Source organism: Curtobacterium sp. PhB25 (assembly GCF_004365375.1).
GTDB lineage: Bacteria > Actinomycetota > Actinomycetes > Actinomycetales > Microbacteriaceae > Curtobacterium.
Genome location: NZ_SODR01000002.1, coordinates 93,593 through 117,054, shown reverse-complemented (window position 1 = coordinate 117,054; position 23,462 = coordinate 93,593). Strand labels below are relative to the sequence as shown.

Genomic DNA, 23,462 nt, shown 5'->3' with positions numbered 1-23,462 from the left:
CAAGACCCGAACCCGGAACCTGCGGGGCGCCCGCGACGCGACCCGCAGACGGACGGGAGGCCCGGCGCACGTCGTGCACCGGGCCTCCCGTCCTGTCCGTGGTGGCGTCAGCCCTTGCTGTCGTACGTGCCCAGGGTCACGTCCGCCTCGCGGGACTGCCCGTTCCGGAGGTAGCTGATCGTCGTCGACGCACCGCCTGCGAAGTAGCGGACCTGCGCCGTCAGGTCGGTGGCGTCCGAGACGGTCGCCGAACCGATCTTCGTGACGACGTCACCCTTCTGCAGACCGGCCTTGGCCGCCGCACCGCCGGACGAGACCGACTTGATGAGCGCACCCATCTGGGTCGCGCTCGCGTTCTCCGAGGCGTCGCCGACCGTGGCACCGAGCAGGCCGTGCGTGGCCGAGCCCTTGTCCTTGATCTCGTTCGCGACGCGCTTCACCAGGTTCGACGGGATCGAGAAGCCGACGCCGATGCTGCCGGCCGCCGAGTCCGACGACGACGAGCTGCCGGCCGAGGCGATGGCCACGTTGATGCCGATCAGCTTGCCCTTCGCGTCGAGCAGGGCACCACCGGAGTTGCCCGGGTTGATCGACGCGTCGGTCTGGATGACGGGCAGCGAGACCGTGGTGTTCGCGGACGAGCTGCTGCCGTTGTCGCCGTTGCCCCAGAAGTCGAACGGGCCGCTGCCGCCGTTGCCGCCCTCGTTCGAGTCGCCGCCCTCGCTGGGAGCGCTCGACGTGACCTGGATGCTGCGGTTCAGGGTCGAGACGATGCCGTCCGTGACCGTGTTCGACAGGCCCAGGGGCGCACCGATCGCGACCGCGGTGTCACCGACGTTGAGCTTCGTGGAGTCGGCGAACTCCATCGGCTTGAGGTCGGTCGCGTCGATCTTGATGACCGCGAGGTCGACCGTCGGGTCGGTGCCGATGAGCTTGCCCTCGTAGATCTTGCCGTTCGAGGTCGTCACGGTGATCGAACCGTTCGAGCTGTCGCCGTCGAGCGTCACCACGTGGGTGTTCGTGACGATGTAGCCGTCCTTGCTCATCACGACACCCGAACCGGTGCCGGCCTCGTTGCTGGACGACACGTTGATCGTCACGACCGACGGCGTCGCCTGAGCAGCGACCGCGGTGACGACCGTCGCGGAGTCGTAGTCGTTGACCGTGAGGTTGCCGCCCTGCGACGAACCGGAGGACGACGTGACGGTGCCGCCCTGCGACGACCCGGCGAGCCACCCGGCGCCGCCGCCGACCAGACCCGCGACGACCAGTCCGGCGATGATCGGCAGGACGAGCTTGCTGCGCCCGGAACGGGTGGTGGTCGTGGTGGCAGCGGCACCCGCTGTTCCGTCGGCGAAGTAGTGGCCGTTGCGCTGGTTCGCGCCGTCCACGTCGCCGAAGGCGCTCGTGGCGGACTGCGGTGCCTGCGCCGACGCCGTCGCGTACTCCGACGAGGACGCGGGGGCAGCGGCGGAGGCCGGCTGGGCGTACTCGCCGTACCGCGGCTGGCCCGCGGTCGGCTGCTGGCCGTACGGCGGCTGCTGGGCCTGGCCGTACTGGCCCTGCTGGCCGTACTGCGACTGCTGACCGTACTGGGACTGCTGGTTCGGCTGGTTTTGACCGTACTGGGACTGCTGGCTCTGGCCGTACTGGGACTGCTGGCCCTGGCCGTACTGCGACTGCTGGCCGTACGGGCTCTGCTGGGCCTGCCCGTACTGCGGCTGCTGGTTCTGCCCGTACTGGCTCTGCTGGGCCTGCCCGTACTGGCTCGTCTGGTCTGCGGCGGGCTGCTGGCCGTACTGGGACGCCTGCCCGTACGGGGAGGTCTGCTGGCCGTACCCGGCCGGCTGCTGGCCGGCATCGCGCTGCTGGTCGCCCGAGAGCGTCGGGTACGGGGCCGTGTAGCGGTCCGTGGGGTGGTCGGTCGCCGACGGGATCACGTCGGTGTGGTCGGCGCTCGTGGCGTCGTCGGACCGCTCGGCGTTCTCGGGCTGCTCGGCGTCGTTGGACTGCTCGGAGTCGTTGAACTGCTCGGAGTCGTTCGGCATCGACGTGTTCCCCTTCGTGGCCGCTGCGGCGGCGTCCTCACTGGCGGCAGGCGATGCCGCATCGTCCGGACGGCGGTCGTCGCCCTGCCCGTTGGGCGTGGTGTCGGTCATGCTGGACGTGCTCCTTTCAAGCTCGTGCAGTCTGTCGCAACCACCTGAGCGGTGCTTCTGGCGACGCTGGAAGCATCCTCTGCCGATCTTATGCGTGGGCTGTGGGTCCGTCCCCGGATCGCCGTCGGACGGCCAGCTAGGTTGGGGTCCGTTCAGCGCGACACGTCGTCGCCGTCACCGGAGGGAACCACATGCGGCAGGCAGGACCCTGGTTGCGAGCAGCCGAGGGAGCGATGCTCCTGGGACCCGACGGCGTCCCGGCGCCCACCGTCTTCGCCGAGATGAGCGCCCTCGCCGCGAGCACCGGCGCGATCAACCTCGGGCAGGGCTTCCCCGACCAGGACGGCCCCGCCGAGGTGCTCGAAGCCGCGGTCCGCGCCATCCGGGACGGCGTCAACCAGTACCCGCCCGGACGCGGGACGGTCGACCTCCGCACCGCCGTGGCCGAACACCAGCAGCGGTGGTACGGCCTCGAGGTCGATCCCGACCGGCAGGTCCTGGTCACCGCCGGCGCCACCGAAGCGCTCTCCGCGACGCTCCTCGCCCTGGTCGAACCGGGCGACGAGGTCATCACGTTCGAACCGTTCTACGACGCCTACGGTGCGCTCGTCCGGCTCGCCGGCGGCACCCACGTCACCGTGCCCCTCACCGCTCCGGACTTCCTGCCGGACGAGGACACGCTGCGCGCCGCGTTCACCGACCGCACCCGCGTCGTGCTCGTCAACACGCCGCACAACCCGACCGGCCGGGTCCTGCCCGACGAGGTCCTGCGCACGATCGTGGAACTCGCGACGCAGTACGACGCCCTCATCGTCACCGACGAGGTCTACGAGCACCTGACGTTCACCGTCCCGCACACGCCGATCGCGACAATGCCCGGAGCCGCCGAGCGGACGGTCTCGATCTCGAGCGCCGGCAAGACCTTCAGCACCACCGGCTGGAAGATCGGCTGGCTCACCGCTCCCCCGACGCTCGTCGACGCGATCACGACGGTGAAGCAGTACCTGACCTTCGTCAACGGCGCACCGTTCCAGCCGGCCGTCGCCGTCGGACTGCGGTTGCCCGACGCCGTCTTCGCCGGGATCGCCGCCGAACTCGCCGCCAAGCACGAACTGCTCGCCTCGGGGCTCCGGTCAGCGGGCTTCGACGTCATGCGGCCGGACGGCGGGTACTTCGTCATCGCCGACACCGCGCCGCTCGGGTACGACGACGCACGGGCCTTCTGCCTCGAGCTGCCCACCCTGGCCGGGGTCGTCGGCGTGCCGGTGTCGGCCTTCGTCCGGCCGGAGCACGCCGCGGGCTACCGGTCCCTCGTGCGCTTCGCGTTCTGCAAGCGGCGTTCCGTCCTCGAGGACGCCGCCGGCCGCCTGGCACGCCTCCACGCGCCGTCCTGAGCCCGATCCCGCCACCGGCGCAGTCGCGACCACGGATCGGACGGGACCTGCCGGTCAGGGGCGAGCCGCGCCTCCAGGCCGGGCGCGCAGCGCGACGTCGTACCGGCGGAGTGCCAGCGACGGGTTGACCTGCCGGACCGCCTCGGTCACGGCGGTGTCGACCGTCGCGACGAGCGTGCCGGGCGCAGAGCCGGCCGACGCCACGGCGACACCGGAGGGGTCGAGCACCACCGAGGCGCCGATGCCGATCGGCGGCGTCTGGCCGACACCGACGACCCACACGGTGTTCTCGATCGCCCGCGCGGTGAGCAGGGTCCGCCAGTGGTGCTCCTTGCCGGGGCCGCGCACCCACTCGGCCGGCAGCACGACGACGTCGGCCGCACCGTGCTCGGGCGCTGCCAGCCGGCGGGTGACCTCGGGGAAACGCAGGTCGTAACAGGTCTCGAGCCCGATCCGGAGGCCTTCGAACTCGAAGACCGGCAGCTGCTCCGGGTCTCCGGACTCGATGCGGTCGGACTCCCGCGACCCGAAGGCGTCGTAGAGGTGCACCTTCCGGTAGGTCGCCGCGAGCTCGCCGGTGGGGAGCACTGCCACCAGGGTGTTGCGGAAGCGCGTGGGGCCTGCCGGGGTCGCTGCGTCGGACGTTGATACGTCGGTCGTCTCGGCGATCCCGACGACGAGCGCGAGTCCGGTGTCGCGGGCGATGTCCTGCAGCCCTGACACGAAGGGGCCGTCGAGCGGCTGCGCTGCGGCGACGAACCGGTCGTCGATGTCGGCGGTGAAGTACGACGAGTACTCCGGCGTGACGAGCAGCGCCGCTCCCCGCGCCGCTGCGTCGACCGCCGCGGTCCGGACGGTCTCGAGGTTGGCCACCGGGTCGTCCACGGGAGCGAACTGCGCGGCGGCGATCGTGAGGGTGCCCATCCGCCGAGCGTACCGGCGCACTGCGGAGCGTTCCGGCGTGGAGGATCCCGGGAACGAGGAAAGCCCCGGTCCTTCCGGACCGGGGCTTTCGTGTGACGCTTGGTTGCGGGGGCAGGATTTGAACCTACGACCTCTGGGTTATGAGCCCAGCGAGCTACCGAACTGCTCCACCCCGCGGCACATTGAATAGCCTACACACGGTCGTGGCGGGGCACAAATCGTGTGCCCCGCCACGGCGTGTCAGCTGCCGTCTTCGGCTGCGGTCGCGGCCTCGATCGCCTCTTGCAGGCGCTTGTCGGCCTCGGCTGCAGCGACCAGGTCGTTGTCGGCGTAGGCCTGCTGACGGTCCTGCAGGGCGTCGTTCGCGTCGGACAGCGCCTGCTGCAGTGCGTCGTTGTCCGTGGTGCCCGAACCGGTCGAGCCGTCGGTCGACCCGGAGCCCGAGTCGGAACCGGAGTCGGACGAGCCCGACCCAGACGAACCGGAGTCGCTCCCCGAACCACTGGCATCGGAGTCTCCGGCAGCAGCACCCGAGTCACCGCCGAACAGCGAGTTGAGTGCCTCGTCGAGGGTGTCCTCGAACGCGATCTTGTCGCCGAACGCGACGAGCACCTTCTGCAGCAGCGGGTACGAACCGCTCGACGTCGACTGCACGTACACGGGCTGCACGTACAGGAAGCCGCCGCCGACCGGAAGGGTGAGCAGGTTGCCCTGCTTCACCGTCGAGTTGCCGCGCTTCAGGATGTTCAGCTCCTGCGACACCGTGGTGTCCGAGTTGAACAGGTTCTGCACCTGCGCCGGGCCCGGGATGTTGTCGGTCTTCGGCATCGTCAACAACGTGAGCTTGCCGTAGCCCGACGCCTTCTTGCCCTTGCCCGCACCTCCCGCGTCGGAGTCGGCGGCCAGGTAGCCGGTCAGCACGTTGCGGTTGTTCGCACCGGCGGACTGCTGGGGGATGTAGGTCGTGTACAGGTTGTACGCGGTCTCCTGCCCCGGCACCTTCATCGTCAGGTAGTACGGATCCTGCAGGTTCGCCTTGCTCGCGGTCGTCGTCGTCTGCGCGCCCAGGGCGTTGGTGGTCGTCGACGTGTCGGCGGCGCTCGCATCCGTGTCGGTCGACCCCGTGGTGGTGGGCTCCTGTGGTGTGTTCCACGCGTCGTCACCCGAGTAGAACGAGTTCGCGTTCGTCACGTGGTAGGTGCCGAGGATCGACCGCTGCACCTTGAACAGGTCCGTCGGGTAGCGGACGTGGTCCAGCAGCTCGGCGCTCATGCTCGACACCGACTTGACCGACGTCGGGAAGATCTTCTCCCACGTCTTCAGCACCGGGTCCTTGGTGTCCCACGCGTAGAGGGTCACCTTGCCCGTGTAGGCGTCGACCGTGGCCTTCACCGAGTTGCGGATGTAGTTGACCTGGTCGGTGCGGTACGCCGAGGACTCCGAACCGGCGATGCTGTCCGACAGGCTCTGGCTCTGCGAGTACGGGTAGGCGTCGCTCGTCGTGTAGCCGTCGACGACCCACTGGATGCGGTGGTCGACGATCGCCGGGTAGGCGTCGCTGTCGACCGTCAGGTACGGCGCGACCTTCTGGACACGCGTGATCGGGTCGCGGTCGTAGAGGATCTGCGAGTCCTTGTTGACCGCGTCCGACAGCAGGACCTGCTCCGACTGGAACTTCGCCGCGTAGACGAGTCGGTTGAAGAAGTTGCCCACACTCGGTCCGCCGTCGCCGGAGTACGTCGTGGTGGCGTTGCCGCCGTTGTCGTCGTCGGATCCGGACGGGTAGTCGAGCTCGACGTCCTTCGAGCCCTTCGGCGCCCCGACGATCGAGTACGCCGGCGAGGTCTCGCCGAAGTACACGCGCTGCTGGAAGTCACCCAGCGCACCGTTCGAGGGGATGCCCGACTCGAGGAACACCGGCTTGCCGTCGCTCGCGCGCTGGTTGCCGAAGGCCGCGGTGACGCCGTAGCCGTGGGTGTACACGAACGCCCGGTTGTACTGGGTGTTCGCGGCCGAGCTCAGACCGTCGAGGTCGATGTCGCGCACCGCGATGACGGTGTCCTCGGTCTCGCCCTTGACGTCGTACCGGTCGACGTCGAGCTCGTCCGGGAACTGGTAGTACTGCCGGTACTGCTGCAGCTGGCTGAAGGTGTCGGAGACGATCTTCGGGTCGATGAGGCGGATGTTCGCCGTCGTCTGGGCGTCCTGCGCGAGGGCGCCGGAGCTGGCCTCGGTCGTGGCGTCGTAGTTCTGTTCCTTGACGTCGGAGACACCGTAGGCGTCACGCGTGGCCTTGATGTTCCGCTCGATGTACGCGGACTCGTAGGTACGCTCCGAGGGCTTGACCTGCAGGCGCTGGACGATCCAGGGGTAGATGCCCCCGATGACGATCGCGGCGACGAGCAGCAGGCCGGTGCCGACGATCGAGATGCGCCAGCGGCCGATCACCGCGGTGACGATGAACAGGATCGCGACGATCGCCGCGATGCCCGCCATGATCTCGCGACCCGGGATGACCGCGTTGACCTCGGTGTACTGCGCACCGGTGATGAGCGAGTTCGACTTGGTGAGCGCCGCGTACTGGTCGAGCCACAGGCTGACGGCCTGCAGCGCGATGTAGAGCGCAGCGGTGACGGCGAGCTGGATGCGCGCGGCACGGGAGATCCGGACTTCACGTCCCCCGAAGCGCAACGCGCCGTACAGGTAGCAGGCGGCGAGGGCGGCGAGCCCCGCGATCAGCACCACGGCCGACGAGTACGCCACGATCGAGCGCCAGAACGGCAGCTCGAAGACGTAGAAGCCGATGTCCAGGCCGAACTGCGGGTCCGTCTTGCCGAACGGGGTCCGGTTGAAGTACTCGAGCACCATGCTCCAGCGCCCCGAGGTCGACAGCCCGGCGAAGATGCCGAGCACCACCGGGATGCCGATCATGACGGCGCGGCGCAGCGGTTCGATGACCTGCTGGTACCGGTCCAGCTGCGAGTTGAGCTTCGCGTAGACCGGGCGGTACCGGAAGGCCAGTCCGATGCTCAGGAAGACCGGGATCGCCATTCCCAGGAAGCCCGCGAGGAACATCAGGGTCCCTGCGATCCACCGCGTCGTGAGGACCTGCTGGAACCCGAGCTGCGCGAACCACGCGTAGTCGGTGTACAGGCTGGCGAAGATGAAGAAGCCGATCACCAGTGCGGCCAGCACGATGATCGTGACCACGATCGGGACCCGCGGCGAACGCCGCCCCGAGGTGGACGAGGTTGTCGTCACTTGATGTGCTCCAGACGTGTCGGACCGGCGGGCCCGGCTCGCGGCGGGCCGTCAGTGCACTGATCCTATTGGACCGGGCGGACTGTGAAACTGTGCGAGGACTCAGGAACTCGGTCAGGAACCGCAGCGGGCGAGCTTCGCGGTGCTCTTCCCGTCGGCGATGGTCTGCAGGTCGGTGACGGCCTGGTCGAGCGTCGACACCTTGTAGACGTCGAGCCCGTCCGGCACGTGCCCGACGACCTCGCCGCAGTTGTCGGCCGGGGCGAGGAACACCGTCGCCCCCGCTTCCCGCGCGCCGTAGAGCTTCTGCCGGATGCCGCCGATGGCTCCGACCTCGCCGTCGGCGGTGATCGTGCCCGTCCCCGCGACGTGCTTGCCGCCGTTGAGCTTGCCTGGTGTGATCTCGTCGATGATCCCGAGCGCGAACATCATGCCGGCCGAGGGTCCACCGACGTCCTGCAGCTTGATCGAGACGTCGAACGGGAAGTCGTACTTCTCCGTGACGCCGACGCCCAGGAGCGCGGTGCCCTGCTCGTCGCGCGGGGTCACCCGGACGTCCTTCGTCGCACCGTCGCGCTCGATGGTGACGGTGGCCGGGGTCGACGTGCCGTGCTTCGCGACGAGCTCGCGCAGCGAGGTGGCGTCGGCGTTCGTCGTGAGCGGGGTGCCGTCGAAGGCCGTGATGACGTCGCCCTTCTCGATCGGACCGTCGGCAGCCGAGCCGGGCTGCACGGTTCCGACCTCGAGTTCGGTCGGCAGGTCGTTCCCCTGCTGGATCAGTGCTGCGGCCACCGCGGACTGCTGCGACGCCTGCATGTCGGCGGAGTCCTGCTGGTTCACCTGCTCGGTCGTGGTGCCGGTCGGGTAGATCGCCTCGACCGGGATCACGGCCTCGGACTTCGTGAAGATCGCCCGGACGACGCTGGTCCACGACGGACGGTTCGTCGCGTCGCCCTGGATGCCGACCGTCAGCATGTCGAGCGCACCGGCGGTGGGGTAGGTCTCGTGCCCGGAGACCTGGATCAGCTTGACGTCCTTCGCGTCCTTGCCCGTCCCCTGCTTCTGGGTCCCGATGGTGTTGTAGACCGGTCCGGGGACCTCGATCAGGTACGGGCTCGGCAGCACGCTCGCCAGGATCCCCAGCACGACGGCACCGATCACGAACGCCCACCCGACGGTCCTGGCACGCGAACGACGACGGGGCGCGGGGGTGAAGAGGGTCACGCGGGGTCCTTCCAGGGGCGGTCGCCGGGCCTGACGGCGGGGCGGTCGTCCGCGCCGTGCGGCGGGACTGTTCGCCCTCGGCGCAGCGGTTCGGGCGTTCCCACGGGGGCATCCCAGGTGCGGCCCCGTGAGCAGCGATTAGCGTAGTCGGCATGCCTGATGAACCACAGCCGGGGCCGGACGACGACTTCCAGGAGATGCTGCGCAAGCTGCTCTCGGGCGAGGGCCAGATCGACCCGTCGCAGCTCGCCGGTGCAGCCGGCCTGCCGAACGACCCGGCCTTCGTCGCGAACCTGATGAGCCAGCTGCAGCGTGCCGCGCAGTCCGGCGGCGACGGCATCGACTTCTCCGCGACCGCCGAGCGCGCCACCGCGATCGCCCGCGAGGGCGGCCACGCCGTCGACCCGGTGGCCTCGCAGGCGGCCGACCAGGCGTTCCAGGTCGCCGCCCTCTGGTTGGACGAGGTCACGACCGTGGCCGAGCTCACCGCGACCCCGAGCCTGTACACGCGGGAGCAGTGGGCGAAGGCGACGGTTCCGGTGTGGACCCAGATCGCCGAGCCCGTCGCGTTCAGCATCGCCGATGCGCTGACCGAGGCCATCGACCAGCGTGCTCCCGAAGAACTCAAGGCGATGCTCGGTGACGTCTCGAAGGCGATGCGCGGCGTCGGCGGTGCCCTCTTCGCCATCCAGCTCGGCCAGGTCGTCGGCCAGCTGTCGAAGGAGGTCGTGTCCGGCGGCGACGTGGGTGTCCCGCTGCTGGACGAGCAGGTGGCCGCACTCCTGCCGCAGAACGTGGCCGAGTTCGCCGAGGGCCTCGACGTCTCCGAGGACGAGGTCCGCATCTACCTGGCGGTCCGCGAACTCGCCCACGCACGGCTCTTCCGCTCGGCGCGGTGGCTGCGACTGCACATCATCTCGTCGATCACGGACTACGCACGGGGCATCCACATCCCCTTCGACCGCGTCGAGGAGCTCGCCGCGGACATCGACCCGACCAACCAGGAGCAGCTGCGGGACGCGCTCGCCTCCGGTGCGCTCATCCCGCCGCGCACGCCCGAGCAGGATGCTGCGCTGGCACGACTCGAGACCATGCTCGCGCTCGTCGAGGGCTGGGTCGACACGGTGACCGCCGCCGCCACCGTCCGGCTGCCGAAGAGCGGTGCCATCGCCGAGATGGTCCGTCGTCGCCGTGCAGCCGGAGGACCCGCCGAGTCCGCGTTCGCGACGCTCGTCGGCCTCGAACTGCGACCCCGCCGTCTGCGCGAGGCCGCCGCGATGTGGCAGCGGGTGACGGACGAGCTCGGTGCCGAGCAGCGTGACGCACTCTGGTCGCACTTCGACCTGGTCCCCACGTCCGACGACGTCGACGCACCGGACGCTCTGGTCGCCCGTCTGCGGAACCCCGCGCAGACCGAGGAGGACGACGCGTTCGACAAGGCGCTCGAGGACCTGCTCAACGACGCCACCGGCGCCCGTCCGCACGAGGACGAGTCCGGCCGGATCGACGACGGCGCCCCGGGCACCGACGGAACGGGCACCGGCAAGACGGCCACCGACGGAACGGGCACCGACGAGACAGGCACCGACGAGGACCACCCCGGCGACCAGCCCCGCTGAGTCCGGCACCGCCGAGTTCTCCACAGATCCACCACCCGGCCCCACGCGTGCCCCCGACTCGGGCACCGTGGGGTCATGGGCATCCGCATCGATCCGACACTCGAGTTCGTCTGGCGCGACCCGACGACGGTGCAGCTCGGGGTCGATCCGCCTCGTGCCGTCGTCGACGTCCCGACCACGGGCGAGGAACGGTTCCTCAGTGCACTGCGGCGTGAGACGGGGCGCGAAGCGCTGAGCGGCCTCGCCGTCACCTCGGGCTGCCCACCGGACGTCGCCGCGCGCGTGCTCGGTGCGGCATCCCCCGCCGTGATCGACGTCCTGCCCGAACCGCTCGAACGGGTCGAGGTGCACGGCGCCGGCGGGTTGGCGGACACGATCGCGGCACACCTGTCCGGCGAGGGCGTGACCGTCGCCCGGACCTCGTCCCCGCCGGGCGGCCCCGTCGACCTGCCGGAGCACGAACCCCGGCTCGCCGTGGTGGTCGCCGACCACGTCGTCGACCCGGCGCTCCGCGCCGCCTGGACCCGCAGGGGCGTGCCGCACCTGGCGGTCGTGGTGGGCGACGGCCGCATCCGCCTCGGGCCGTTCGTGGTCCCGGGGGCCGGCCCGTGCCTCCAGTGCGCCGAGTTCGCACGCGTGGACGACGACCCGGCGTGGCCGGCGATCGCGTCGCAGCTGTGGGGACGACCACCGTCGCCGCTGTCACCGTGGCGGTCCGCCGCGGTGGCCGCGGCCACCACCCGGCTGCTCGTGCGGCGCCTGCCGCTCCGGTCGCAACGCGCCGACCCGGACCAGGTGGTGTTCGACCGCGACGACCTGGCCGTCAGCCGGTGGTCGGTGCCGCTCCATCCGCGGTGCGCGTGCCGAGCGCTGCCAGGAACCGACTCGGAGCGCGGGCTCCCCCACGCGTGGAACCCTGTCTCGACCACGTGATCGTCACGGTCCGCCGGGCGCGGGTCAGGCCGACGTAGAACAGGCGACGTTCCTCGTCCACCTCGGTGTCGGTGGTGGCGTGTGAGATCGGCAGGAGTCCCTCGGCGGCACCGGCGATGACCACGTTCGGCCACTCGAGCCCCTTGGACGAGTGCAGGGTCGCCAGGGTCACGGCGTCGACCTCGGGCTCGTGGTGGGTCGCGGCACGGTCCACCAGGTCCTGGGTGAACTGCTGCATGGTCGTGCCGGCAGGGGCGTCCTCGGCCAGGCCCATGATCGCCTGCAGGGCTTCCCACTGCTCGCGGACGGCGCCGGTGCCCTCGGGGGCGGTCGACGTCCACCCGCTGACCTGCAGCACGAGGCGGACACGGCGGGTCAGTTCGTCGTCGGTCTGCCGGATCGCCTCGCCGCGCATGTGGTGCACCGCGAGCTTGACCTCGGGCCGGTTGAAGAAGCGCGTGCCGCCCTGCACCCGGTAGGGGATGCCGTTGCGGCCGAGCGCGGACTCGAGGGCCGCGGACTGGGCGCCGACGCGGAACAGCACCGCGCAGTCGCCGTACGACGCTCCGCCGGCGACGAGTTCCGCGATGCGCCGGGCGATGGTCTGGGCCTCGTCGCCGTCGTGCACGCACGGCACGACGACCGGGTCCGGACCGGGCTCCTGCGTCTGCGCGACCAGGTCGAGCGCACCCGGTTGCCCGCGCATCAGGGCGTTGGCGGCGTGCACGACCTCGCGGGTGGAGCGGTAGTTCCGCTCGAGTCGCACGACCGATCCGCGGGGGAACTCCGAGCCGAAGCCGAGCAGGTAGTCGCTCGACGCACCGGCGAACGAGTAGATCGTCTGGCTGGCGTCGCCGACGACGCACAGGTCGTCGCGGCCACCGAGCCAGGCCCGCAGCAGGTCGTGCTGCACGGGCGAGACGTCCTGGTACTCGTCGACCACGAAGAACCGGTACTGCTGCCGCACGTAGGACGCCACCCGCGGCTCCGACTCGACCATGCCGAGCGTGGCGAGCAGGACGTCCTCGAAGTCGAGCTGTCGGCGGTCGTCCTTCAGGCGCTCGTAGGCCTTCATCAGGTCGATCACCCGGCGGGGCGAGGTGTCGCGCGGCATCACCCGTTCGGCGGCGGCGGCCTCGTACTCCTCGAGCGAGAGCATCTGCACCTTGCGCCACTCGACCTCGGCGGCCAGGTCGCGCAGCACCGGGGTGTCGACCGACATCCCGACGGTGTCCGCGGCGTGCGCGATCATCCGGCCCTTGGACTCGACGATCTTCGGCGCGTGCCCGCCGACGGTGTCCGGCCAGAAGTAGCTGAGCTGCGCCATCGCCGCGGCGTGGAAGGTCCGCGCCTGCACCGTGCCGGCGCCGAGCGAGCGCAGCCGCGACCGCAGCTCCCCGGCGGCGCGGGTGGTGAACGTCAGCGCGAGGACGTGGTTCGGTGCGTAGGTGCCGGTCGCGACGCCGTAGGCGATGCGGTGGGTGATCGCACGGGTCTTACCGGTGCCGGCGCCCGCCAGGACCGCGACGGGGCCCAGCAGGGTCCGGGCGACGGTGCGCTGCTCGGTGTCGAGGGCGGCGAGGAGTTCATCGGGCGACGGCGGACGGACCTCGGCCGAACCGGCCGAACCGGCAGAACCGGCCGAACCGGCCGAACCGCCCGGACCAGCGCCAGCCGGCACCGGCCCACCACCAGCACTGCTCACGGCAGGTCCAGCGGCCCGCCGTACCACTCCTCGATGATGGCGCGGGCGATCGAGGTCCGACCGGGCAGCAGCAGGGTGTCCCCCGCGCGCTCCCGGATGTCCTCGCGCGAGAACCAGCGCACGTCGAGGATCTCGACGCCGTCGGGCCGGGCAGTGGACGGGTCGCCGTCCACTGCGCGGGCACGGAAGCCGACCATCAGCGACGCGGGGAACGGCCACGGCTGCGAGCCGAGGTACTCGGGCTCCTCGACGTGCACGCCGGACTCCTCGAAGACCTCGCGGCGGACGGCGTCCTCGAGCGACTCCCCCGGTTCGACGAACCCGGCGAGCAGCGAGTAGCGGTTGGCGTCCCACGCGGCGTTCGAGCCGAGCAGGATGCGGTCGTCGGCGTCGACGACACCGACGATGATCGCGGCGTCGGTACGCGGGAAGTGCTCGTGTCCTTCAGGGTCGCGGCGCACCCACCCGCCGGTGACGACGTCGGTCGCGGACCCGGTGCGGGGCGAGAAGCCGTGGACGGCGTGCCAGTTCGCCATCGCCACGGCCTCGACCGCCAGGCCCTGGTCGCGCGGGGACAGCTCGGTGCCGAACATGCGCAGGCTCTCCCACGCGTCGTCGGACGGTTCGATGGCCGACGCGGTGGCGTCGTCGACGAGGGCCGCGACGAAGCGGGTGCCGGCGGGGGCGTCTGCACCGTCGGACACGGCGCGGCCGAGGTACAGCGTCACGGTGCCGTCCGGCACGTCGGCCGCGGTCACGAACCGCAGGGTGCCGTCGGCGTTCCGGAGCATCTCCGAGCCGTGCACCGGCAGGTACCGGGTCGCGGAGTCCTCGCGCAGGACCCGGTCGAGGTCCGGCGTCGTGCGGAACTCGGCGTCGCGGTCGAGTTCGTTGCGGGACAGCGGGAGCCGGGAGGCGAACTCGACGGTCACGGCAGAGGGCTCCTCGGTTCAGGTGCAGGCGAGGCCTGCGGGCGGGGCGTGCGGCAAGGCGTACTGGGAAGGCTTCGGGAACAGCGTGGCGTGCACCGGTGCAGGCGTCACGCACCTACCCTGAGGGGCATGGCGGGATCCCAGTTCACTCTAGCCGCGTTGGCGACGACGGCCGTGCCCGGTCTCGTCGTCACGGGCACGCGCACGCTCGGCTCGGCCGCGGCCGGCGACTACGAGTCGGCTCTCCTCCGCGACGCCGACGGCGCCCTGACGGTCATCCGACGTCCCCGGAACCAGCGGGCGGAAGCCCGGCAGTCGGCCGACCTCGTCGCGATCCGTGCGCTGAGCGCCGGGATCCGCACGCGCCTCCCGTTCGGTGTGGCCGAGTACCGCGGTCAGGCGCCGATCGGATCGACCCGCGCCATCGTCACCACCCGGCTGCCGGGCGCGCACCCGACGCTCGCGTCGTTCGCCGAGCGCCCCGAGCTCGCCACGAGCGTCGGCCGCGCCCTCGCCGCGATCCACCAGCTGCCGACGAGCTTCGTCTCGGACGCCGGCCTGCCGTCGCTCACCCCGTTCGAGGTGCTGCGCTCCGCCGTGTCCGTGATGGACCGCGCCGTCGCCACCAAGCTCGTGCCCGCCGCCCTGGTCGAACGGTGGGAGGGTGCCGCGCGCGACCAGCAGCTGTGGCAGTTCACCCCCACCGTCGTGCACGGATCGATCGGCACCGGCGTGCTGCTCGTCGACGGCGACTCCGTCAGCGGGATCCTCGACTGGGGCGAGCTCCGACTCGGAGACCCGGCGAAGGACCTCGCCTGGGTGCTCGCCGGCCGACGCGACGCCTTCGACACCGTCCTGAGCGCCTACGAGGCGAACGGCGGCGGACGCGACCGTCAGCTCGCACAGCGCGCCCGGGTGCACCACGAACTCGAGACGGCGCACTGGCTGCTGCACGGCGTCCAGGCGAAGAGCACCGAGGTCGTCGACGACGCGGTCGCGATGATGCACCGGCTGGTCGACGCGGTGCACGCGCCGAGCGCGGAGCCGCTGCAGTCGGTGTCCCCCGAGACGATGGAGATCGGCGAGGTCGAGCAGTTGCTGTCGTCGACCGAACGCCGACACGGCTGATCTCCGCTCCGACGTTCCGGCTCGTGCGCCGCGCTGACCTCTGCCGAGCGGTCACGCAACGTCGTCCGCCCCGCGTTCGAGCGACCGTCCACGACCGGTCCGCAGCCGCCGACGGGCTGTCGTGACCAGTGGCGGTCGCGCTGGGCGGTGGGCGCGACTGCCTGGAGGCCCGGTGCCGGTCCGCGAGACCGGCACCGGGCCTCCCGGGTGGCCGGCTGGGGCGCGGCGCGCTCCCCGCCCGCGTCCGGCCCCGAGCCGTCACGACTCCCCGCCCTCCGAGCACCGACCGGCCGCGAGCCGTCGGCCGTCGAGCCGCGCACTGACGGCCTGTGACCGGTGCGCCGTGCACGCCGCGGGGTGTCGCGACCCCTCGTCCGTCAGCCGATCGCGGCCGTCCAGGCGCGCTCGAGTCCAGCACGGTCCAGCAGCTCGGTCGGACGGACCTCGAGGTCGTCCGCGACGAAGTAGAACACGGCGTCGACCTGGTCGAGCGGTCGACCGGTGAACTCGGCGTACGCCACCCGGTACAGGGCGAGCTGCAGCGTCCGTCGGGCCAGGTCGTCGGCACCGGACGGTGCCTTGCCCGTCTTCCAGTCGACGACCTCGGCACGCCCGTCGATCTCGTAGACGGCGTCGAGCTTGCAGACGACGCTGTGCCCGAGGAACGGGATGTGGATCTCCCGCTCGACCTCGACCGGCGTGCGGCCGGCCCACCGTGAGCGGGCGAAGGTGGCCTGGAAGTCCGCCAGCCGTCGGGCGTCGTCGTCCGTGACCACAGCGTCCGGCGAGGCGTCGACCAGGTCGTCGGCGTCGAGGTCGAGCTCGTCGCCCCACACGTCGAGCGTCTCGAGCGACCCGCCCGTCCGGGCACGCTGCTCCACCCACTGGTGGAAGAGCGTGCCGAGCCGGGTCGCTCGGTACGGACGCTCCGGCATCGGCCGCCGCAGGCGTTCGGCCACCTTGTCCGGCTCGGTGAGGTAGTCCTTGAAGCCGGAGGCCGGCACGCGGTGCGGGACCACGACCGCGTGCTTCGCGTTCCGGGTCGCGCGTCGTTCGGCGAGCAGCAGGTCGATGTCGGCCGCGTACCGGCCGGAGGCACCGGGGTTGGCGTTCCGGACCCGCTCGGCCGCCGCCAGCACCCGGGGCGCCCGCTGCCCGAACGGCACGTGCGGCCAGAGCTGCTGGGCGCCGTCCTCGCCGAGGGGGTTCTCGTCGTGCACGGTGGTCTCCGGGATCGCGGTGCCGTCGACGACCCCGGCCTCGACCAGGTCGTGCAGGTACCGGCTCGGCTCGGTGGGGCGCACGCCGCCGGCCCAGAACGAACCGGACACGAGCAGGTCGTGGCGGGCACGGGTCAGCGCGACGTACGTGAGTCGGCGTTCCTCGTCCTCGTTGCGGGCCTTCACCTGCTCCTTGAAGGCGTCGATCGCGGTCGTGACGTCCTTCTGAGTCTCCTGCCCGCGCCACGCCAGGCTCGGCAGCTCGGCGCCGTCCCCCCGGAACTCGTACGGCAGACGGCCGAAGCCGAGCCACCCGGACGAGCCCTCCTGCGGCCGCGCGGGCAGGCCGCCCTCGACCATGCGCGGCACCGCGACGGCGTCCCACTCGAGGCCCTTCGACCCGTGGATCGTCAGGATCTGGACCGTGCCGGCTTCGGGTTCCTCGGAGCGCGGGCCCATGTCGTCACGACGGGCGGCTGCGTCGATCCACCCCAGGAACGACCCGAGGTCGGCACGGTCGTCGGTGGACACGAACCCGGCGAGCTCGTCGATGAAGGCGTCGAGGTACGCCCCGCTGCCCTGCTCGTGCGCCGCGACCTCGATGTCGAGCCGCATCTCCTGCACCACGAGCGTCACGAAGTCGACCAGGTCGCTGCCGGCCCGCGACCGCAGCATCGCGAGCTGCGTGCCGAGCGCCCGCATCCGGCTCCGGCCGGCGGGCGTGATGCCCTCGAGCGCGCCGTGCTCGTCCGGTGCGGTCGCCACGAAGTCCAGGGCGTCGACGATCGAACCGTGCTCCCCCGCGGCCACCGAGGCGCGGAACGCCGCCGTCAGTTCGTCGTCGAGCCGCTGCTGGGTGTGGTCGCGCTGGAACAGCCACCGCGCGAGGTGGTGGAGGGCGACGACGTCCGCCGCGCCCACCCGCCACCGGGCACCCGCGAGCAACCGGATGAGGTCGTTGCCGGCAGCCGGGTCGTGCAGCACCCGGAGGCACGCGACCAGGTCCACGATCTCGGGGCGCTGCAGCAGGCCGCCGGTGCCGAGCACGTGGAAGGGCACAGCACGCGCCCCGAGCGCCGCGGTGAACGACGCCAGGTCCTTGCGGGCACGGAGCAGCAGGGCCATCGACCCGGTCGGGTTCCGCTTCCGGTGGCCCTGGAACCACGCGGCGACCTCGTCGGCCTCTTCCGGCAGGGTCTCCGGGAACACCGCTCGGACCGACCCGGCGTCCGCACCGGGTCGCGGTGACAGGCGCTCGACGTCGACCTCGGATGCCTCGGACAGCGGCGCCACGATCGCGTTCGCCCCCGCGAGGACGTCGACCGGGTTCCGCCAGCTCGTCGACAGCACGAACGTCACGGGCCGGACCGCATCCGGCTCGGTGCCGCCGAAGTCGTGCGGGAAGCGTGCGAGGTTCGCGGCGCTCGCACCGCGGAACCCGTAGATCGACTGGTGCGGGTCGCCCACGGCCATCACCGAGTGCCCGCGGAACAGCCGGGCGAGGAACCGGGTCTGCACCACCGAGGTGTCCTGGTACTCGTCGAGCAGCACGACGCCGAACCGCTGCCGCAGGTCCGTGACCACCCGCGGCGCGGACTCGGCCGCGGCGAGCGCCAGGGCGATCTGGTCGGAGAACTCGACGAAGCCGCGGTCGACCTTCTGCCGCCGGAACTCCGCGACCAGGTCGGCCAGGGGCTCCAGCGCACCGATCGCAGCGACGGCGTCGGTGATCGCCTTGTACGGCTTGCCACGGTTGCCGGGCAGTTCGAGCAGGTCGGAGAACTCGACGGCGAACCGGCGGAGGTCCTCGGGTTCGACGAGGTGCTCGGACGTGGCCCCGGCGAGCGCCACGACGGCCGCCGTGAGCGTGTCGACGTCGCGGTCGAGTCCGGCCAGTCGGTCGTCACGCGCGGCCACCACGACGCGGCGGGCCAGCTGCCAGGCGGACGGTTCGGTCAGGACCTGGGACTCCCCGTCGCGGCCGACGAGCAGGGCGTTCTCGCGGAAGACGGCGTTCGCGAACGCGTTGTAGGTCGACACGGTGGGCGCTTCGAAGGCGTCGCCCGGGGTGATCAGACCGACGTCCTCGAGTGCACGGATGCGGTCGTTGATGCGCACCGAGAGCTCGCCGGCGGCCTTGCGGGTGAAGGTCAGGCCGAGGACCTCGTCGGGGCGGACCATGCCGTTCGCGAGCAGCCAGACCACCCGCGACGCCATCGTCTCGGTCTTGCCGCTGCCGGCTCCGGCGACGACCAGGGCGGGGGTGAGCGGGGACTCGATGACGGCGCGCTGCTGTGCGGTCGGGCGCGGGCGGCCGAGGGCGTCGGCGATGGCGTCGGCGTCGTGCCGGACCACAGGCGCAACGAGGACGTCAGTCGTGTCGGTCGTGTCGGTCACCAGGTCACCTCCGAGACCACGTGGATGCGGCACTCGACGCCGGTCCGGGCCTTCTCGCAGTGGTCGTCCACGTTCGCCAGGAAGGTCCGTCCGGCCATGCCGCGCGCGACCCCGTGCAGGCGCTCCCGGTAGGCGTCGCGCGCCTCGGCGTCGAACGCGTGCTGGGTGCGCTCCGAGTAGGCCTGCCCGCCGCGGGGGTTCTGCACGAACACGAGTCGGGCGTCCGTCATGGCCGAGCCGGCTGGAACGCCCTCGACCGCGCCGTCCTCGATCGCCAGCTGGTACGCACCGAGCTGCGGGTGCTCCGGCATGTCGTTCTTCTCGCTCGGCATCGAGCGTCCGGTCTTGAGGTCCACGACGCTGACACGGCCCTCGGGGTCGACCTCGATGCGGTCGATGCTGCCGCGCATCCGGGCGGGGCCGGTGACCAGGGCGAACGAGGTCTCGGCGCCGAGCAACCGGCGGCCAGCGCCCGCGAAGGTCCGCAGGTAGTCGCTGAGCCCCTCGATCATGCGGCGGGTGCGCGCGCGTTCCCGATCGGCCACCCACGGCGACTCGAAGGTCAGTTCGTCCCACCGGGCCTCGACCCGTTCCCACAGCGACTCGACGTCGATCTCGGTCGCGTGCTCCATCGCCTCGTGCACGATCGTGCCGATCCCCATCGCCGGACTCGGCGCACCGCCGCCGAAGGTCTGCACGAACCAGTGCACCGGGCAATCCTCGAACGTGCCGATGCGCGACGGCGAGACGGACACGGTCGGGGCGACGGGTTCGCCGCCCTCGACCTCGGGCACCGGCTCGGCGTCGAGGTCGACCAGCGGCTCGTCGGTGGTGGGCTCGGCGAGGCCGTACCAGTCGTCCGGTGCGGCCCCGGGGACCTCGGCCTCGGCCAGTCGGGCGAGCGCCGAGGCGGCATCGTGGTCGCCGGACAGGACGACCCGACGTCGCAGGGACCCGGCCAGTCCGCGCAGGGACAGCGGGTGCACGGTCGGCTGCCGGTCCGGCGGCACCGGCACCAGGCGGACGAACGGCGACGGGGACTCGTCGTCGTTGGCGACGGTGCCGATCACGACCTGCGTGGTCGCGCGGGAGACGGCGCGGGCGAACAGGCGGAGCTCGTCGGCGACCACCGCGGCGCGGTCGTCGATCGGCGAACGCTCGGCCCCCGACGCCGCACGGACCAGGCCGTCCGGGTCGAGCAGACTGCCGCGCACCCGGGTGTTGGGCCACACGCCGTCCTGCAGTCCGAGCACCACGACGACGTCGCACTCGAGTCCGATCGTCGCCGAGGGGGTGAGCACCCGGACCCGGCCGGCGGTGCGGTCGGGGCCGATGGAGTCCTCGGGCAGGTCGGCGCCGAGCAGGTCGTCGACGAACACCCGGGCCGGGGCGTCCGGGGTGCGTTCGACGAACCGCTTGGCGGCGGTGAACAGGCCGACGACGGCGTCGAGGTGCCGGTCCGCTTCGCCGGCTCCGACCCCGCCGGCTGCGGACTGCCCACCCCACGACTTCGCGAGGCCGCTGCGCTCCCACAGGCCCCAGAGGATCTCCTCGATGCTCGATCCGCCCTCGGCGTCGGCGTGTGCCTGCACCAGACTGCGTGCGAGACGGGTCGCCCGTCTGGCGAAGCCGGCGTCGACCGTGGCCAGACGCTCCGGGGCACCGAGCGCGTCGATCAGGAGTTCGTCGGCCGTGCGGGTGCCGTCGCCGGCGAGCTCTTCGCGCCGCAGGGCGAGCCGCAGGCGGCGCATCGCCAGGGTGTCGAGTCCGCCGAGCGGCCCGGTGGCGAACGCCGTGGCCAGGGCGGCGTCGAGGGGCAGGACCCCGAGGGCGACCGCCGCGGCGTCGAGCAGCGCCCGTGCCGCGGAGTCGTCACGGGGGCGGACGGGCGCGGCACCGGCGGTCGCAGGGACCTCGGCCACCGAGAGCGCACGCACGAGCTCGGGGATCGCGGCGCCGCTGCGGGTGACGACGGCCATCCGGTGCCACGGCACACCGTCGAGCAGGCGGTGCTCCCGGAGCCGTCGGGCGACGGCCACCAGCAGCGCCGACCGGCTCGCCGCCTCGAGGTGCACGACGGCGTCGGCTCGGGCGTCCTCGTCACTCGCCGCCGCCGCGCGCTGCCGACCGGCCGCTGCCGTGCCGATGCGCCCCGTGATCCCGGAGACCAACGACCGGATCGGCGCGGGGTACCGGTGCACGGTGCCGAGGAAGAGTTCGTCGACGCGGTCCACGCCGAGCCGCACGGCCAGGCGCCCGAGCACGTCCGGTTCGGCCCCGCGGAACGCCGAGGCGGCGATGTCCGGGTCGCCGAACGCGACGACCTGCACGCCGGACCGGGCGAGCGCACCGAGCAGTGCCACCTCGCCCTCGACGAGTTCCTGGGTGTCGTCGACCACGATGAGTCCGAGGGCGGCGATGCTCGCCGGGAGTTCCCCGCGCAGCACGGCGGCGGTGGCGAACGCGACGAGCTCGCCGGAGTCGAGGCTGGTCGCGCGGAACGCGGTGACCGAGGCCCGGTACTCGTCGACGAAGTCACCGACGGCCCGCCACTCGGGTCGACCGCCCTCGTCGCCGAGCTCGCGCATGTCCTCGGGCTCGACGCCCGCCGCGACCGCACGCATCATGACGTCGCGCAGCGCGGTCCGGAACCCGGCGCGCTCGCGCACCACCGCGGTGATGGGTTCGGGCCAGGCCGGACCGGTGCCGTCGAGCTCGTGACCGGCGAGCAGGTCGGCGATGATGCGGTCCTGCTCGCCACCGGTCAGCAGCGTGGGCGCTTCCTGCCCCTGGACCGCGGCGGCGTGCGCGACGATCTGGAAGGCCAACGAGTTCACGGTCCGGGCGAGGGCTCCGGGCACCACGCGGTCGACGGCGGCGGCGAGGCGGTCACGCAGGGCGGTGGCAGCGGTCCGCGACGAGGTCAGCGCGAGCACGGTGGCGTGCCCGTCGGGGCTGATCGCGTCCGGTCGGCGCAACCGGTCGGCGACGAGCCGGGCGAGCGTGGTCGTCTTGCCCGTGCCGGGAGCGCCGATGACCGCCGCGTGCCGGCCGTCGGGCAGCGCGAGCACGGCGGTCTGGGACGGGTCGTCGACCAGGGCGCGTGCGACGCCGACGTCTGCGGGGGCTGGCGTCAGCGTGGTCTGCGGCACGCTCGTACGGTACCCACGACCGCCGACACCACCCGGCCTGACGCGGGCGCGGCGCGCACCCGGGCCGCAGAGTGCGCCCGCGGCGAACGTCCGATGTCCTCCGCGACCGCTCGGATACGCTGTGCTCGTGGACATCAAGATCGGCATCATCAACAGCCCGCGCGAGATCGCGTTCGAGACCGCCCAGACCGCCGACGAGATCGAGAAGGCCGTGTCTGAGGCCCTCGCGTCGAAGGCGACGCACCTGTCGCTCCAGGACGAGAAGGGCCGTCGCTTCATCGTTCCGGTCGCCGCCCTGGCGTACGTCGAGGTCGGCGCGGAAGAGGCACGCCGCATCGGCTTCGTCGCCTGACGACGTGGAACTGCTCTTCGCCGTCCTCGGCGGCCTGATCATCGGCGGGATCGCGCACGTGGTCCTGCCCTGGCGCGCCAGTCGTGGCGTCCTGATCGGGCCCGCCGTGGGCGGCATCGCCGCTGCCGTGCTGTGGGAGGCGCTGACCTGGGCCGGGTGGCGGTACGACGCCACCTGGATCTGGGTCGTGGCCCTGGTCGGTGCGGGCGTCGTCGCCCTGGTCGTCGAGTGGCTGCTCGGGACGCGCCGCGACAAGAGCGACCTCGAGTACTACGAACGACTCAAGGCCCGCGGGGCCTAAGCCGTCAGGCCGAGCGCGTCCATCCGACGGGTGTGCGCCGCGATCAGTTCGGTCCAGACCGGCTCGAGCCGCTCCTGGTCCTCGCGCGCGTGCGACGCCAGTGCCGACCGCGCCACGAGCAGGGTGTCGCCGACCAGACGCCGGCCCCACATCGCCAAGCGCGAACCGACCTCGGGGTCGTCCTCGATGCGGGCGGTCAGTTCCTCGACGACCGCGGGTTCCTCACGCGCGTCGAACACGGAGCGCAACCGCTGCCGCACGTCGTTCGGCAGCGACCGCAGCAGGTTGCCGAACAGGTCGTTCAGGATGCCGGCCGTGACGTAGCCGGTCAGCATCGACTCGTACCAGTCGGCGCCGCTCGTGCGCTCGAGGAACCGGTCGATCGCCTCGCGGTGCGGCGCCATCAGTTCCGCCGGGTCCGACCCGTTGCGTTCGATCTCGGCGACGATCGTGCGGTGCCGGTCGAGCGCCGTCGTCGCGAGCACACCCGTCACCAGGCGACCGGACAGCGTCGGCGCCGAGGCACCGGCACGACCCATCGTCTCGTAGACGGAGAGCTGCAGGTACGCGGCCTGGCCCAGGTAGACGTCGAGCTCGGGGGTGACGTCGTCGAGCGCCAGACGCTTGACCTGGCTTGCGTTGCGCGGGTTCCGCGACGCGAGCCACGCTGCTGCGAGCTGCGCCGCGCGCTTCCGGTTCCACCACGACACCACCCGGAGAGCATAGCGGGAACCGCCTCGCGCCCCGCTCCACCCGCCCAT

At 71.9% G+C, this 23,462-nt stretch carries 15 protein-coding genes and 1 tRNA gene; 6 read left to right on the top strand and 10 right to left on the bottom strand.

The genetic code is table 11. The annotated features are described in order from the left end of the window. Positions 1–107: 107 nt before the first annotated feature. Complete coding sequence (locus EDF51_RS05130; RefSeq protein ID WP_243698029.1) at positions 108–2,159, bottom strand: trypsin-like peptidase domain-containing protein; 2,052 nt, start codon at positions 2,157–2,159, stop codon at positions 108–110. Between the two features lie 191 nt (positions 2,160–2,350). Between EDF51_RS05130 and EDF51_RS05125 the strand changes: the two genes are divergently transcribed. Further along, positions 2,351–3,553: an aminotransferase class I/II-fold pyridoxal phosphate-dependent enzyme gene (locus tag EDF51_RS05125; protein WP_131878376.1), complete on the top strand. Its 1,203-nt coding sequence runs from the start codon at positions 2,351–2,353 to the stop codon at positions 3,551–3,553. Positions 3,554–3,607: 54 nt separating this feature from the next. On the opposite strand, the gene EDF51_RS05120 is transcribed toward EDF51_RS05125, so the two are convergent. From EDF51_RS05120 to EDF51_RS05105, 4 genes are all read right to left on the bottom strand, one after another. Beyond that, on the bottom strand, positions 3,608–4,477 hold the full coding sequence (locus tag EDF51_RS05120) for a carbon-nitrogen hydrolase family protein (RefSeq protein WP_131878375.1): 870 nt from the start codon (positions 4,475–4,477) through the stop codon (positions 3,608–3,610). Positions 4,478–4,577: 100 nt separating this feature from the next. Next, positions 4,578–4,654, bottom strand: a tRNA-Met gene (locus EDF51_RS05115). A 63-nt stretch (positions 4,655–4,717) separates the two neighbouring features. Further along, positions 4,718–7,687, bottom strand: a complete 2,970-nt coding sequence (locus EDF51_RS05110; RefSeq protein ID WP_207913217.1) for a UPF0182 family protein — start codon at positions 7,685–7,687, stop codon at positions 4,718–4,720. 165 nt (positions 7,688–7,852) lie between these two features. Next, entirely contained in the window at positions 7,853–8,962 is a 1,110-nt protein-coding gene (locus EDF51_RS05105) for a S16 family serine protease (RefSeq protein ID WP_243649853.1), read from the bottom strand. A gap of 152 nt (positions 8,963–9,114) precedes the next feature. Between EDF51_RS05105 and EDF51_RS05100 the strand changes: the two genes are divergently transcribed. Together EDF51_RS05100 and EDF51_RS05095 are read left to right on the top strand one after the other, a co-directional pair. After that, positions 9,115–10,581 carry a zinc-dependent metalloprotease gene (locus EDF51_RS05100; RefSeq protein ID WP_243649851.1) on the top strand — a complete coding sequence of 489 codons (1,467 nt, stop codon included), beginning with the start codon at positions 9,115–9,117 and terminating at the stop codon, positions 10,579–10,581. Between the two features lie 75 nt (positions 10,582–10,656). Continuing rightward, a complete protein-coding gene (locus EDF51_RS05095; protein WP_131878373.1) occupies positions 10,657–11,514 on the top strand; it encodes a hypothetical protein in 858 nt (285 codons plus the stop codon). On the opposite strand, the gene EDF51_RS05090 is transcribed toward EDF51_RS05095, so the two are convergent. Next, a complete protein-coding gene (locus EDF51_RS05090; RefSeq protein WP_243834025.1) occupies positions 11,405–13,219 on the bottom strand; it encodes an ATP-dependent helicase in 1,815 nt (604 codons plus the stop codon). The genes EDF51_RS05095 and EDF51_RS05090 overlap by 110 nt on opposite strands. Continuing rightward, the gene (gene nudC, locus EDF51_RS05085) at positions 13,216–14,151 is read right to left on the bottom strand and encodes an NAD(+) diphosphatase (protein ID WP_131878371.1); all 936 of its coding nucleotides are present in this window, start codon (positions 14,149–14,151) and stop codon (positions 13,216–13,218) included. The genes EDF51_RS05090 and nudC overlap by 4 nt, the downstream gene beginning before the upstream one ends. A gap of 129 nt (positions 14,152–14,280) precedes the next feature. Here nudC and EDF51_RS05080 point away from each other — a divergent pair, with 129 nt between their 5' ends. Then, the gene (locus tag EDF51_RS05080; RefSeq protein WP_123938945.1) at positions 14,281–15,279 is read left to right on the top strand and encodes a phosphotransferase; all 999 of its coding nucleotides are present in this window, start codon (positions 14,281–14,283) and stop codon (positions 15,277–15,279) included. Positions 15,280–15,656: 377 nt separating this feature from the next. Here EDF51_RS05080 and EDF51_RS05075 read toward each other — a convergent pair whose 3' ends face one another. Continuing rightward, on the bottom strand, positions 15,657–18,896 hold the full coding sequence (locus EDF51_RS05075) for an ATP-dependent DNA helicase (protein WP_131878369.1): 3,240 nt from the start codon (positions 18,894–18,896) through the stop codon (positions 15,657–15,659). Continuing rightward, positions 18,893–22,048, bottom strand: coding sequence for a UrvD/REP family ATP-dependent DNA helicase (locus EDF51_RS05070; RefSeq protein ID WP_165932311.1), 3,156 nt, complete (start codon positions 22,046–22,048; stop codon positions 18,893–18,895). The genes EDF51_RS05075 and EDF51_RS05070 overlap by 4 nt, the downstream gene beginning before the upstream one ends. Before the next feature lie 127 nt (positions 22,049–22,175). On the opposite strand from EDF51_RS05070, the gene EDF51_RS05065 reads away from it, so the two are divergent. Next, complete coding sequence (locus tag EDF51_RS05065; protein WP_111084998.1) at positions 22,176–22,400, top strand: DUF3107 domain-containing protein; 225 nt, start codon at positions 22,176–22,178, stop codon at positions 22,398–22,400. Positions 22,401–22,404: 4 nt separating this feature from the next. After that, entirely contained in the window at positions 22,405–22,701 is a 297-nt protein-coding gene (locus tag EDF51_RS05060; RefSeq protein ID WP_131878365.1) for a hypothetical protein, read from the top strand. On the opposite strand, the gene EDF51_RS05055 is transcribed toward EDF51_RS05060, so the two are convergent. Further along, complete coding sequence (locus EDF51_RS05055) at positions 22,698–23,414, bottom strand: ferritin-like fold-containing protein (RefSeq protein ID WP_235035842.1); 717 nt, start codon at positions 23,412–23,414, stop codon at positions 22,698–22,700. The genes EDF51_RS05060 and EDF51_RS05055 overlap by 4 nt on opposite strands. Positions 23,415–23,462 lie beyond the last annotated feature (48 nt).

Coding starts and splice junctions, on each gene's coding strand:
- EDF51_RS05080 (WP_123938945.1), top strand. CDS start 14,281: ATGGCGGGATCCCAGTTCACTCTAGCCGCGTTGGCGACGACGGCCGTG.
- EDF51_RS05120 (WP_131878375.1), bottom strand. CDS start 4,477: ATGGGCACCCTCACGATCGCCGCCGCGCAGTTCGCTCCCGTGGACGAC.
- EDF51_RS05095 (WP_131878373.1), top strand. CDS start 10,657: ATGGGCATCCGCATCGATCCGACACTCGAGTTCGTCTGGCGCGACCCG.
- EDF51_RS05100 (WP_243649851.1), top strand. CDS start 9,115: ATGCCTGATGAACCACAGCCGGGGCCGGACGACGACTTCCAGGAGATG.
- EDF51_RS05125 (WP_131878376.1), top strand. CDS start 2,351: ATGCGGCAGGCAGGACCCTGGTTGCGAGCAGCCGAGGGAGCGATGCTC.
- EDF51_RS05130 (WP_243698029.1), bottom strand. CDS start 2,159: ATGACCGACACCACGCCCAACGGGCAGGGCGACGACCGCCGTCCGGAC.